This is a genomic window from Cellvibrio sp. 25HG11W-0, assembly GCF_057815475.1.
This window is the reverse complement of the sequence record NZ_CM174230.1, coordinates 3,842,400-3,855,088: the sequence shown is the minus strand read 5'-3', so window position 1 is coordinate 3,855,088 and position 12,689 is coordinate 3,842,400. Positions and strand designations below refer to the sequence as shown.

The window sequence follows — 12,689 nt, the reverse complement described above, 5'->3', positions numbered from 1 at the left end:
CCAATCATGATTGCTGCAATCCCTAAAACCATCGCGCGATGGTTTTATTGTTTTTCCGCTACCGTATTAAAAAGGCACTACCGCTGCCGCATTCCCCAACAGGCTAACGCCCCCAAACTCCGGCAAAACGGTCGCCGCGACTGTTATTTTTGGATGATTTTAAAAATAGCGATTTTCTCTAGTGAATTCAGCGGGTTGCAAGCTTTCCCTAAAAAGGGATATGAGTCGCGGCGACCGTTTTGGCTTTTGGGGTATTGCGAAGGTCCCTTAAAGTAGGATTCTCTTCTATGTTAAAACCAACACCAATAACTGCAATTCCCTCATCGGCAATATAAGGTAACGATTTCACCCCTTCCAACCTCTTAATGACCTCCCATCGTAAGTCTTCGTATTCTTCCTTCGTTAAAACCTTATTCGCCGACAACATAAAAATTCCTTTAATTAAGTTACAAACTAAAATTACACACTTTTAATTTATCCAATGTATAGATAGTAATGACATTTTCAAAAGTAGGTCCCTCCCAGGCCTCTCTATAAATGCTGCCCTGTATAATCATCAAATTGCTGTAACCTGAGCCACTTAAAAAATCATAACCAAGAGTTTTATACATTTTAGGATTCTCCAATGAAACAGTGGAGTCATCGACATAATATTCTTTACCAGTTTTACAGTGCGCAAAACTTTCAGCCCCCCTAAAAATCCATGTATGCTTATATATTACTTCTACCTTACCGTCGCCGTTCAAATCAGCATTGAACCTATACAGCTTATCGTCCCCCGTATCAATATTGCGTTTCACAAGGTTCGCTTTAATCACATAATCTCTCGAAGCTAGTTTTTTCTTCGCTGCAAAGGCTAATGTGAGTCTCTCCTCCATTATATGTATGGCGTTTTCTTTATCGGTTATTTCCTCCCACTCAGGATATTTAACATCTAAATAATTTGACAATATTATTCTCTCACAAGCAGGGTATCCCATGTACTTTGCGGCATTTAGCATTGATACATAGCTCTGGCATAATTGATTCTCACCTCCATACGTTAATTTGAAACTTAATGGAAGCTTCTGGTTTTCAATTCGCGACTTATCTGGCAACCTAAAATCTTTAGACGACTCTGTAATTAACTCAACTGAAACATCTTTCTGCAAGCTTGCAGTTGAAATAACAACCTCGGAAGTTAACGCTAAATCAGCACAACCAGCGCCAGGAACAACAAACAATATCCCACAAATAGCTATACTTTTTACTGAAATAAAATAGAACGATTTACTGAAGGGTTTCATTCTCAATCACCTTGGTGAAAATAGTTTAAAATCAACAGAAAATTGCAACCGCAAGAATTTCGAATCATCAGAATTCACCTAAACTTAAAATATTATTTATAGTACCAGCAGGTATTTAATGATTCATATATCCAAAAATGGAAAGCCGCGATCTTTTAGGCTAAATAGAATTAGCTAATTTCAACAGAATGAACATAACCAGTCTAGAAATTTTTTGTTCAAACATAAATCAATAAGCGGCAAAATGAGGACACCCACCAATTAAAAAGTGCACAACCACTTGACCTCAAATAGCTCTCTAAAAAGCCATGTCTTTTCCATATTTAGTGATTTTTTGATCGAAGGCACAATGAATAAATCGAGTTGATAATTTTGGCGTAATCTCACCAGGCCGCAGGCGAGTTTTAATACCTAAAATCTAGGTTAGGTGGTAAGTGAAGGAATATGGTTAAGCCGAGTAAAGCAATCGGCAGGCGCTGGCTCCTTTGAGCCAGCGTTGATTGAGTTTTTCGCAGAGCTGTTCAAGCTTAGCAATCGGGCCTATGGCGCGGTGAAAGTCTTTACCCATATGATTGCAGTTGTGCAGCCAGCGTTCAGGGCATATGCCAAGGCGTGTGAGAATGGGTGGCAGTGCATGGTGAATGGCGCCGCGTTTATCGCTGCGTAATATGCGCCCCGTCCAATCGACGAGTTCGAGATAGTCGGTAAAGTGAAAAGGAATGTGGATGGAGGAATTATTTTGATGTTCATCACCCGTAAAGGCGAGCAACGGTGCCCGGGAAATTGATGGCTTGATGGTGGCTTGAGATAAGGGTTCAGTCGTGTCCTTGGTGGGAACTATGCTAGGAGCAATACCCAATCGCTCTTGAATGCTGGTGTAATCAGAATTTTCAGGTGTGTTCGCCATGGCGGCGCGAATAGGGTTTAAATCCACGTAGGCCATACAACTTAAGACTGCGGCATCGTCCAATAACGCTTGAGATTTGAAGCGCCCTTCCCAAAATCGCCCCGTGCACTTGTCCTCAGCATTAGCCATGCGCGCGACAGGTTCGTTTAAGCAGCGCATAAACCAGCTGATGTCACTTAAGCGCTGCCGCCAACAATGAATAATCTCCTCAACAACATCGAGTTCAGCCTTAGAAAGTTGCGGCTGTAGTTGGTAGCGCTCAATTAATACGGGGGCTTTATAAAGCTGAGTCCAGCGAGTAATAATTTCACGGTTAGACCATTGGGCAGAAAGTTCGGAATGAATACGCAGCACTAGATGATAGTGGTTAGACATAACGGCATAGGCGGCGACATCTATCGCAAAAATGCTGGCAAGCTCTTTAATCCGTGTAACAATCCAGCCACGCCTGTGCTCAAAATTAAACTGGCCCTCGCTCCCGCACAAAAATGCTCGTCGCACACAACGACTCACGCAGTGATAGTAAGGGGTTGCCTCCAAGGCTATAAGCTCGCGTCGTGGACGAGTCATAATTATCTTCCTGATTTAGGGGGGCTGTATTAACGTACAGTAATCATGTATCCCTGAAACGCAGTTGTCAAGCATGAAGAGTTAAGGTGCTGTGTGTTAAATAGTGGGTGTTCTCAATCTTTCCGCTGCATCCTCTAGTACATAGGGTGTTTCATTTAAAATTTTAATGGTGCCCGTCGGTAAAACAACACCATATTCGCTTAATAGTCCTCTCAATTGATTGATTATCGCAGTTCGCTGCTTTACCAATCGTTCACGAATTCTATCTAAAGATTGAATATCTTGTTGCTCAATGCTCTTGGTGGGTACAAAGCGCGCAGTTGGCCTCAACGAAGCCTCTGCAATAGCTATAGCATCATTGTGATCATTTTTATTATCTACCACAAAAGGCTTAACTTGAAAGGGTGGAATTAATTTGACTGTGAATCCCATCTCCTCCAAAGCCCTCGCCCAGTAATTGGAAGAATAACAAGCCTCCATAACAACCATATCAGCTTCAATATTTGAAAAGTTATTGAGCACGTTCTCACGTTTCACTTTCTTGTTGAATATGATTTTTTGGTGGCTATCCATACCACATAACTGAAAAACATTTTTTGCCAAATCAATACTAATTACTTTAAAATTCATGGTGGACGCTCCTCATTAAATAGCTCTAGAAAGCCTATTTTGGCGCAATTGACGCCGGTTGGGGAGCGTCCATCTCAGCACCCACCAATTAAAATGTACCAAAGAATCAAAATGAGGATCACTAATTGGAGTATTCTTCGCCAGAGTGAAAATCTACTAAGCATCGTCAGTTTCAGTATCAAACCAAATTCCATAGTTATCGCCTTGCCAAGCGAGAAACGTTAGGAAATAGGCAGTTAAGAGCATGAATAGCCCGCCGACTAAGGCGCCTTCATTGATGATTCCCATGCAGCAAAATAGAAAGCCGCTGGTGTGTGTAAGTGCTATGCCTCTGGTCGTCGCTTTTCTGGAGGGGCGAAAACTACAGTAGTTAAAAAAGAACCACCACTTGATCCAAACGGGTTGGTTTTTCCAATTGTCTGAGCTTTTGTCGATCATAAGTTTCTCCTGGTTCAGTGTTGAAATATCCACTTCAAGCACAGCGGCAATGCATTTAAGTGATTCCAGGCTGGCGTTGCTACCGCTTTCAATACGCTGAATGGTTCTGACATTCAGGCCAGACATTTGCGCTAATTGTTCTTGAGAGATGTGGCGGCTGATGCGCAGTTCCTTGAGAATCATTTATGTGCTCCGATCTGTGTGAACCCTGAGTATTGGTTGACTCTAGCAAAGTCGGTTAGGATTTTTACCCGACTTTCGCCCGACATTAGGTTATTGGTGGCGCAATTAAGAGGTTTGTCGTTCAAAAGCTGGTTTTAAGATTCTCTCGCCATAAAAAATGCCCCTGTAAACATGGCTTACAGGGGCATTTTTTATGGGATTTTCGCGGTAGCTTAATCCTGCAGTTCTAACTGTTCGCGGATAAAGGTGAAGAGTCAATGCTCAGATCGCGATAGCGCTCTACTTGGTGGTAAATAATGGCGCCCCTCAAGGACGCTAGTAATTAGTGAGTGTTCTCAATATTTACTGTCTCATCCCATGGGGCAGGACGATTGGGTGTCTAAAATGGATCAAAGTGACGTTTCAATATTTTACTTGGAGCGTTTTGTTATGAATAAAATTATATCTTTTCTGTGTGTGGCTGGTCTTATTTGGGGGGTGGCCGCTTGTAAATATGATAAATCGAGTGATGAGCCATTGCCGACGGCACCGCTATATCAGGTAGCAAAAGCTGCTCAGGGAGCGGTAAAGGATGGGCTGGTTGGCGTTGTTTTCGCTGAAGTGGATACTCAGAAAATCAGCGGGGCTGCGGCGGGACTTAAGCGCTTGAGTCCGGAGGCTGCGTTCCTAGAGGTAGATAGTTATATGGGGCTCGGCTCCAATGGCAAGTCGCTAACTGCAATGCTTGCAGCTTCTATGGTGGAAGACGGCTTACTGGGCTGGGATAGCACGCTAGCCGATTTACTGCCCGAATTGGCAGATGTAATTCCCGCCATAAACCGGACTATTAAGTTTGAAGAGTTGTTGAATCATCGCAGTGGTTTGTTGCCGCTTTTAAATGCGGATGAAGCCGCCACATTTGATTGGACTGCACTACCCGATAGTTCTCAGGCGCGACGTTTGCTCGCCGCACAATGGATTTTGTCACAAGAGCCCGCGACCGACCGAGGAGAATTACTTTATTCAAATGCTGGCTATATTGTGGCTGGCGTTATTATGGAGCGGATTGGCGGCGAAGACTTTAATAGGCTGCTGAAAGATAGAATTTTGGACCCACTGGGGTTGAGGGTAGGTACTGCAGCGCCTGCGGCGCAGGACTCGACCCAGCCTTTTGGGCATATGGGAAATAGCAAAGAAGGTATTGAGGTGCTTGATCCTGCTGATCCAATTGATGAGTTAATCAATGAGCTATTTGTGGCTACAGGCACCTTATCAATGAATCAAGAAAGTTATGGTCGGTATCTACAGTGGCACCTAAAAGCGTTTAAGGGTGAATCTACTCCGATTCCTTTTAGCTACATTGACCGGCTCAAAAGTCTTGAAGAGAAAGATTATGCGTTGGGCTGGTATCGCGGTGTTATTAACAACGAGGACGTGTTATTTCACAGTGGTTCAACTAGTGGCTTTGAGTCTTTGGTCGTTGTGGAGCTTAGCGGTTCACGCGCCGTGTTCGCAGTCACAAACACTGCATCAGACTCATGGACAATGGATGTGTTGAATAAATGGGTGTTGCGATTTTACTAATTAACCTTTGCGAAACTGACTTGGTGTACAACCACTAACTCGTTTAAAAGCCGCGTTGAACGCGGCTTTCGAGTTGAATCCGCACTGTAGTGCAATATCCAAAATGGTTTGTGTTGCATGGGCTGGATCTTTTAAGCAGCGCTGTACTTCTTGAATGCGCTGACGGTTAATGAAGTCATAAAAGCTTTCATTTAATTCCTCATTCAGTAATTGCGAAAGTTCGTGTGAGCTGGCACCGACGGATGTTGCCAAGGTCGCTAAATTCAGCGCAGGATCTAGAAAGGGTAAATCTCGCTGTATTATTTCTGCAAGCGACTTCTGTAAGGTTGCATTTCGCTCGCGGCTAAGAAATGCGCGTTGGTATTTCGTATTGCGAGTCGTGCTTTGCGCTTCGCAAGCCTTGCCGATTAAGGGAATTTGCTCCGGTAATATGGCATTACGATACATTAACGCGCTGTAGCCCAGAAAATAGATGCCAAAAGGAAATGCAAAATCCAAGTAAGTTTGAGATGGCAGCTTTGCCGCGAATAGATTTGTTAGTAGCCATATGATCCACATTGCTGCAAAAATCCACAGTATGCGGCGTAGCCAGTTCAGCTCAATACCTTCAGTCGATGAAAAAAAGTTGCGCGTGCAAGTTTGATAGTTGAGCCAAGTGCGCAAGCACAAAACTAAATAGATGGCGACATGACACTGAACCGCGAGTAATGCCATGTCAAATTGTGGAGGCTCGTCGGCATCCTCGACGAATATGGTTTGCCATAGTTCATTGGAAATCAATACCGCGAGTAGCAAACCAATTAACATTAGGATGAGTGCCGGTGTTAAATGTAGAGCCTGAATGATCAAGCGACTTTTGAAATGTAAGGACTGTTGAAAATAAAATAGTAGGAGTGGGCCTATAACCAGATCCCAAGGCAGCAATAGCATGCTGAGTTGTGGCCATGTTTGAAAAAGCCTTGTTGTTAGCAAGCTTTCTGTCGCTAAAGAGATGGCTATAGCCAGCAGCAATAGAATCAGGATCTGATTCGTCCTTTGTGTGCGCCCGAAGCGTATTAGCATAAATATGAGAAACGCACATTGTGTGGCAGCAATTATATTTAAAAACACCATGATCAGTTCTTCGAAAATAGACGTGGAAATTACGTAAAAACATACTTGACTGGCCACCGGTTAACACATTTGTGGCAGTGTGTAGTAGTGGAGAGAAGCATTCGCGGAGAAGCTCACCTGATAGCGTGATGACTTGTGCGCGATAGGCGACATTAAGATTCAATCCAAATGTTGGTGCGAATTGTCTCTGAGTATTGTGACTGCTAGTGTACCTGGCTTTGGGGTTCGTGAAGGCGTGCTGGCCTTGACGAAAATATAATGTGGTCGTTTGATCTCTTTGTATCGGTGTGCACCATTGCTTTAATTTAACCGAAGGGTGTAGGGCCTTGCCCATAAAAAAATGCCCCTGTAAACATGGCTTACAGGGGCATTTTTTATGGGATTTTCGCCGTAGCTTAATCCTGCAGTTCTAATTGTTCACGGATGAAGGTGAAGAGTTTGCGCGCGTGGGTGGGCGGCTTGTTTTCATCGCGGTCTTTTTGAGCGCTGCGAATGAGTTGGCGCAGGTGCTGAACATCAATGCCTGGGCAAGAGGTTACAAGGGTTTGAAAAATCTCTTTATTGCCTTCGATGAGCAGATCGCGGTAGCGCTCTACTTGGTGCTGGCGGTGCACATATTGATCGCTACGATTTTGCAGCTTATCAACCGCGGCTTGAATTTCTTCGTGGTTGCCTTCGCGCATTAAACGGCCAATGAATTGCAGCTGGCGACGACGCGCCTCTTTTGGCGGGAGCTTGCGTGCAATATAGATGGCGTCGAGCATTTGCTCATCCAAGGGGATGCTGGCGAGTTGCTTTTCGTTCATGTCGATGAGTCTTTCCCCTAGATCCTGTAGGGCATGCATCTCGCGTTTAACTTGCGATTTGCTTTTGATGTAGTCATCGGGGTCGATGTCGTCGTATTTATAAACCATAGGGGTGCCGGATTGTTGCAGCTGTCAATGATAAAAAGGGCGCACAGGGTAGGCAAAACATGCCCAAATAACAACTGCTAATTGTAGTCGAGGTGATGCGTACTTGTTCTGTCGGAGTAAAAAGTCGCCTCTTAGTGAGAAGAATTGGCTCTTTTGGGCTAAAAAATGAGGTTCCGTGAAATGGGCCTTACTTGCTTCGATAAGGATAAAAGGAGGCTTGTAGGTGGCGATAGTGTGTTGATGCTTGCGCGCGTTATTACTCGCCTTCTTCGAAGCGGTCTGCAATCAGTGCGCGTATGGCATCCATTGCGGCTGTGGCATCTTCGCCTTCGCAGCTAATTTCAAGTGCTGTGCCCATGCTGGCAGCAAGTAGCATGAGCGACATGACACTTTTGGCGTCTACCCAAGAGCCTGTGCCGCCATTCAGCCGAGCTTGCACCCGCGCTTGGTGTTGATTGGCGAGGGTGGCGAGCTTGGCGGCGGCGCGCGCATGGAGCCCTTTGCGATTAATAATAGGGTGAGTTTCAGTCAGCATGGCTTAGCTTTTTGTGTGTTTGTTAATGTCGCGATGGCGAACTTGCACATCGTGAAAGCTTTGATCAAAGCGCGCCAGCAGGCGCTCGCTGAGATAGACCGAGCGGTGTTGGCCACCAGTGCAACCTACGGCGATGGTGATATAGCTGCGATTGTTGGCTTGGTAGCGCGGCAGCCAGCGCTCAAGGTAGCGCTCTATGTCCTCGCGCATTTCGGTAACGGTGACCTGCTCTTCGAGGAACTCAATCACGGCTTGATCTTTACCCGTTAGCGGCCTTAAGTCGGAGCGCCAATGGGGGTTGGGCAGGCAGCGCGCATCGAACACGAGATCGGCATTGACCGGTAAGCCATGTTTGAATCCGAAAGATTCAAAGAGTATGGCCATAGTCGATTCAGCGCGGCCAACGATGCGTTCTTTGACCAGATCGCGCAGTTCGTGAAGGTTGAGGTGGCTGGTGTCTATGACTTGGTCAGCGGCGTCGCGAATGGGTTCTAACAACTGCTGTTCGGCACTAATTGCCTCTGCGAGACTGGTGTGTGTGTCACTCAGCGGGTGTTTGCGGCGAGTTTCGCTAAAGCGTTGAATCAGTACTGCAGGTTGTGAATCTAAAAAGAGTGTGCGAAAGGGAAGGTGTGCTTCTTTTAAGGTGCTGATCATTTCGGGGAAAATGTCGAGATCCTGCCAAGCATTGCGCACATCAATTCCAATAGCAAAACGTTGGCTATCGTCTTTGTGGATTTGAATTTGGGCAACGAGTGCAGGTAGCAGGCTTACAGGCAGGTTATCGATACAGTTAAAGCCCACATCCTCCAATACATGGAGTGCGGTACTTTTGCCGGAGCCAGATAAACCGCTCACTATTACAAGATGCATAGGGCTGTCCTTTTTAAAACTTCTTTTAAGACCGCTTTGGCGCTGTTTTAAATCAACCAAGTTACCGGAAAGAGTAAAGCGGCTGCTCGATGTAGGTTTGTGAATTAAGCAATTGCTGCTTGGTAGAGCGATTCGTCATCAGTCGCTGCACGCAGTTTTTGGCGATAATCCGCATCATTGAGTGCGCCCGCTAAGGCCGCTAAATTTTGCAGATGTTCGTCGTGTGCGTCTTCCGGCACCAACATAGCAAAGAGTATATCGACGGGTTGTGAATCTATGGCGTCGAAATCTATGGGTTCTACGAGGGTGATGAGCGCCCCGAGCGTGGTTGTGCATTTATCCACGCGGCAATGAGGTATGGCAATGCCGTGGCCTATACCTGTAGAGCCTAGGCGTTCGCGTGCCACAAGGCGGCGAAAAAGGTCGTCTGCATCAATGCTGGGAACGTCTTCGGCAATGGCATTGGCAAGTAATTCCAATGCGCGTTTTTTACTGCCGCCTTCGAGCCCGCAGAGAGTGCGGTTGGGACTGATGATGGATTGAATTTGCATAACATTGACGATGTGTGAACATCTCTCAGCAGGGATGGTTGCCCATCGGGGTTGGTACAAAACTGTTTTTGGGCCGCCCTAAATGCCGATTGTGTGGCGCTTAGGGCAGCTGGGCAACCGGCTAGCGGTGGCTGCGCATCTTTTCTTTGTGCTTAATTAACTGGCGATCAAGCTTGTCGGCCAATGCATCTATGGCAGCATAGAGATCTTCATGGGTGGCGTCGGCAAATATATCTTTGCCACTCACATGCATGGTCGCTTCTGCTTTTTGAATTAATTTATCCACCGAGAGAATAACCTGGGTGCTGGTAATGCGGTCATGGTGATGGCTAAGGCGCTCTATTTTGCTGGTGACGTAGTCTCTGAGCGCTTCGGTAACTTCCAGATGATGACCACTGATGTTTATTTGCATAGATACTTCCTCTAGGTAGACACAAAAGTGTTGTGCGAGCACAACCGCGCAAACATCCTTGATAAATTTGATCCAATCAAAATCAGTTTAAGACAGTTGAAATATACTGCCTTCGTTAAAGTATTTTCCGTTCGTTTGACGGTGGAATATTGAGTGACTCGCGATACTTGGCGATGGTGCGACGCGCTACTTGAATGCCTTGCTCGGCTAATAAGTCGGTAATTTTGCTGTCGCTTAGGGGTTTCTTTTGGTTTTCTGCGCTCACCAGTTTTTTAATGATCGCACGGATTGCCGTTGAAGAGCATTCGCCGCCGCTGTCAGTACTGACATGACTGGAGAAAAAGTATTTAAGTTCAAATATGCCCTGGGGGGTGTGCATGTATTTCTGTGTGGTTACGCGCGAAATGGTTGATTCGTGCATTTCTACAATTTCGGCAATGTCGTGTAATACCAGAGGCTTCATGGCTTCGGGGCCGTAATCGAGAAAGCCGCGTTGTTTTTCGACAATACAGCTGGCGACTTTGAGCAGGGTTTCATTGCGGCTTTGCAGGCTTTTCAAAAACCAGCGGGCCTCTTGCAGGTTATCTTTTAAAAATGTGTTGTCGGTGCTGGAGTCGGCACGCTTCACCATGGACGCATAGCCGGAGTTAATGCGTAGGCGCGGTGCTATATCGGGGTTGAGTTCTACTACCCAGCGCCCTTCGCGCTTATCGACAAATACATCGGGCACCACATATTCCGTGTCGCCGCTTTCAATGATATCGCCGGGGCGGGGGTTTAGGCCTTGGATAAGGCTGACTGCAATACTCAAATCCGCTTCTTTGAGCTTGGTGCGACGCATTAATTGGCGGTAATCGCGGCTGCCTAGCAGCGGCAGGTATAGCTTGGCAATCAGCTTGGCAGATTCTAGCAGTGGGGTTTTAGGGTCATATTGCTGCAGTTGTACCAGCAGGCATTCCGCGAGGTTTTGGCTGCAGACACCACAGGGGTCAAACTGTTGGAGGCGATGTTGCACGGCGACCACTTCGTCTAACTCAAGGTCGGTAAAGTCTTGCAGTAGGCCTTCGTAAATATCCTCAATGGTAATGGAGAGCATACCGCTCGGCTCTACCGCATCGATAATGGCCATAGCGACTATGCGGTCCGTATCTGACATGGGGGTCAGATTGAGCTGCCACATCAAGTGATCGTAAAGGGAGTCGGTAGCGGCGCGACGGCTTTCAAAATCATTGTCGTCGTTATCGTAGTTGCTGGAGGCGCTGGAGCTGGATGATTGATATACATCATCCCAGCTGGTGTCGACAGGGAGATCACTGGGAATGGATTCGTTCCATTCGCTAGCGCTCTCGCTAAAGGTGTCGCCCTCGCCAAAACCGTCGCCATCGCCGTAGAGATCGTTGTCGGGGGTGCTTTCGCTAAAGCTGTCTGCGCCTGCATCGGTAGAGCTGTAGGTATCGGTTAGCTTGTCGTTGAGGGAGAACTCATCATCGCTGCTGTTTTTTGTCTCGGTAGCAATTTCTTGCTTGCGGTCATAATCGGCACTGTCTTGCTCGCCCGTAGCTTGACCGCTATCTGAGCCTTCGAAGCCTTCTTCGACCTCTAGCATGGGGTTAGATTCTAGCGCCTCTTGAATCTCTTGTTGCAGATCTAGAGTGGAGAGTTGCAGCAGGCGAATGGCCTGTTGCAGCTGCGGAGTCATGGTCAGTTGTTGACCGAGTTTTAGCTGGAGAGATTGCTTCATTATGAGAACGACAAACCCTTAACGCAGGATGAAAACGAACATCGGATAGGTAGAGTTTAGACAGGGTTTGGCTTGCAAGCAATAAGGCTAAGCAATCTTTATGCCTAGAGTGCATTTTTTGATCATTGTCAAGTGGGAGTTTGCGGTGTTAAGTACAGTTAATTTGGGGTTAGCAATGAATGCGGGGCTTAGCTGAGTTGCCGAAAAAACACTCAGCTGGCCGCTATATAAGATTGGCTGATGTTATAGCCTGAAATTTTCGCCCAAATAGACTGCGCGCACTTGGCTGTTGTTTAACACGGTTTCGGGTGTGCCCTCGGCGATGATGCGGCCTTCGCTCACGATGTAGGCGGTCTCGCAGATGTCGAGGGTTTCGCGCACGTTGTGGTCGGTGATGAGTACGCCAATACCGCGATCCTTGAGGTGGCGAACAATTTCTTTAATATCGTTTACCGAAATAGGGTCGACCCCGGCAAAGGGTTCATCGAGCAAAATAAATTTGGGGTCTGTAGCGAGTGCGCGCGCGATTTCTACGCGGCGGCGTTCACCACCCGAGAGCGCCATGCCGAGGCTGTCGCGAATATGGGTGATGTGAAATTCTGCCAGCAGTGACTCGAGCTTGGCGAGACGCTGTTTGCGGTTCAGGTCGCTGCGGGTTTCGAGAATCGCCATGATGTTGTCGGCGACAGTCAGCTTGCGAAAGATTGAGGCTTCTTGCGGTAAATAGCCGATGCCTGCGCGCGCGCGGCCGTGAATGGGCAGGTGCGTAATATCTTGGTCATCGATATGGACGCTGCCCATATCGGCGGGTACTAGCCCGGCGATCATGTAGAAACAGGTGGTTTTCCCCGCACCGTTTGGGCCGAGCAGGCCGACGATACTACCGCTGTTGACGGTGATAGATACATCTATAACCACTTTTCGTTTTTTGTAGCTTTTTGCGAGGTTTCGGGCAAACAGGCTGGCCATAGCA

General features: G+C 46.8%; 14 protein-coding genes and 1 pseudogene. 1 reads left to right on the top strand and 14 read right to left on the bottom strand.

Annotation, left to right across the window (positions count from 1 at the left end; all coding sequences use genetic code 11):
• Positions 1–208 precede the first annotated feature (208 nt).
• The 5 genes and pseudogenes from AC0KUT_RS16120 to AC0KUT_RS16100 form a co-directional block, all read right to left on the bottom strand.
• Positions 209–427 (bottom strand): hypothetical protein, encoded by a 219-nt coding sequence (locus tag AC0KUT_RS16120; protein ID WP_488831416.1) that lies wholly within the window; start codon positions 425–427, stop codon positions 209–211.
• Positions 428–446: 19 nt separating this feature from the next.
• Complete coding sequence (locus AC0KUT_RS16115; RefSeq protein WP_488831415.1) at positions 447–1,286, bottom strand: hypothetical protein; 840 nt, start codon at positions 1,284–1,286, stop codon at positions 447–449.
• 448 nt (positions 1,287–1,734) lie between these two features.
• Positions 1,735–2,763, bottom strand: coding sequence for a transposase (locus AC0KUT_RS16110; RefSeq protein ID WP_488831414.1), 1,029 nt, complete (start codon positions 2,761–2,763; stop codon positions 1,735–1,737).
• A 182-nt stretch (positions 2,764–2,945) separates the two neighbouring features.
• Positions 2,946–3,336 (bottom strand): annotated as a pseudogene (locus AC0KUT_RS16105) (IS110 family transposase); the annotation flags it as partial.
• Positions 3,337–3,549: 213 nt separating this feature from the next.
• Positions 3,550–4,014 (bottom strand): helix-turn-helix domain-containing protein, encoded by a 465-nt coding sequence (locus AC0KUT_RS16100; protein WP_488831413.1) that lies wholly within the window; start codon positions 4,012–4,014, stop codon positions 3,550–3,552.
• Between the two features lie 429 nt (positions 4,015–4,443).
• On the opposite strand from AC0KUT_RS16100, the gene AC0KUT_RS16095 reads away from it, so the two are divergent.
• Complete coding sequence (locus AC0KUT_RS16095; RefSeq protein ID WP_488831412.1) at positions 4,444–5,577, top strand: serine hydrolase domain-containing protein; 1,134 nt, start codon at positions 4,444–4,446, stop codon at positions 5,575–5,577.
• Here AC0KUT_RS16095 and AC0KUT_RS16090 read toward each other — a convergent pair whose 3' ends face one another.
• From AC0KUT_RS16090 to lptB, 9 genes are all read right to left on the bottom strand, one after another.
• Positions 5,578–6,384, bottom strand: a complete 807-nt coding sequence (locus AC0KUT_RS16090) for a helix-turn-helix domain-containing protein (protein WP_488831411.1) — start codon at positions 6,382–6,384, stop codon at positions 5,578–5,580.
• The gene (locus tag AC0KUT_RS16085; protein ID WP_488831410.1) at positions 6,344–6,853 is read right to left on the bottom strand and encodes a hypothetical protein; all 510 of its coding nucleotides are present in this window, start codon (positions 6,851–6,853) and stop codon (positions 6,344–6,346) included. The genes AC0KUT_RS16090 and AC0KUT_RS16085 overlap by 41 nt, the downstream gene beginning before the upstream one ends.
• A 232-nt stretch (positions 6,854–7,085) precedes the next feature.
• A complete protein-coding gene (gene yjgA / locus AC0KUT_RS16080; RefSeq protein ID WP_488831409.1) occupies positions 7,086–7,604 on the bottom strand; it encodes a ribosome biogenesis factor YjgA in 519 nt (172 codons plus the stop codon).
• Between the two features lie 256 nt (positions 7,605–7,860).
• The gene (locus AC0KUT_RS16075) at positions 7,861–8,139 is read right to left on the bottom strand and encodes an HPr family phosphocarrier protein (protein WP_488831408.1); all 279 of its coding nucleotides are present in this window, start codon (positions 8,137–8,139) and stop codon (positions 7,861–7,863) included.
• Positions 8,140–8,142: 3 nt separating this feature from the next.
• Positions 8,143–9,012 carry an RNase adapter RapZ gene (gene rapZ, locus AC0KUT_RS16070; protein ID WP_488831407.1) on the bottom strand — a complete coding sequence of 290 codons (870 nt, stop codon included), beginning with the start codon at positions 9,010–9,012 and terminating at the stop codon, positions 8,143–8,145.
• A 104-nt stretch (positions 9,013–9,116) separates the two neighbouring features.
• Complete coding sequence (gene ptsN / locus AC0KUT_RS16065; protein WP_488831406.1) at positions 9,117–9,563, bottom strand: PTS IIA-like nitrogen regulatory protein PtsN; 447 nt, start codon at positions 9,561–9,563, stop codon at positions 9,117–9,119.
• A 121-nt stretch (positions 9,564–9,684) separates the two neighbouring features.
• Positions 9,685–9,975, bottom strand: a complete 291-nt coding sequence (gene hpf / locus AC0KUT_RS16060) for a ribosome hibernation-promoting factor, HPF/YfiA family (RefSeq protein ID WP_488831405.1) — start codon at positions 9,973–9,975, stop codon at positions 9,685–9,687.
• Between the two features lie 115 nt (positions 9,976–10,090).
• Positions 10,091–11,716, bottom strand: a complete 1,626-nt coding sequence (locus AC0KUT_RS16055) for an RNA polymerase factor sigma-54 (RefSeq protein WP_488831404.1) — start codon at positions 11,714–11,716, stop codon at positions 10,091–10,093.
• A gap of 243 nt (positions 11,717–11,959) precedes the next feature.
• Positions 11,960–12,685 carry an LPS export ABC transporter ATP-binding protein gene (gene lptB / locus AC0KUT_RS16050; RefSeq protein WP_488831403.1) on the bottom strand — a complete coding sequence of 242 codons (726 nt, stop codon included), beginning with the start codon at positions 12,683–12,685 and terminating at the stop codon, positions 11,960–11,962.
• Positions 12,686–12,689: the final 4 nt, after the last annotated feature.